The 348-nt window shown below is 60.6% G+C and carries 1 protein-coding gene; it reads right to left on the minus strand.

Annotated features, from left to right (window positions below; genetic code table 11):
* Nucleotides 1–348, minus strand: a 348-nt coding sequence (locus tag AC5ZG1_RS44865) for an Nramp family divalent metal transporter (RefSeq protein WP_496136633.1), incomplete at both ends; no start/stop codon positions are given.

The following is a 348-nucleotide window of genomic DNA, read 5'->3' on the forward strand; positions in this document are numbered from 1 at the left end:
GAGGATGCCGAGCGCCAGGTAGAGCATTTCCGGGTTGGTGACGATTTCGGTCGTCGGGAAGAAGCCGGTGATGACGGCGCCCCATTGCGGATCGGCAAGGAAGATCTGTACGCCGAAGCAGAGCGCGATGACGCCGAGCAGCGCGATGATGAAGGCTTCCACCCAACGGAAGCCGAGCCTCTGCAGAAAGAGGATCAGGAAGACGTCGAGCGCGGTGATCAGCACACCGAGTTCGAGCCGGATACCTATCAGCAGGTTGAGGCCGATCGCCGTGCAGATCACCTCGGCAATGTCGGTGGCGATGATGGCGATTTCCGCAAAGGCCCAGAGCGGCACCGAGACGTATTT

The sequence above is a fragment of the Bradyrhizobium sp. Leo78 genome (assembly GCF_059512425.1).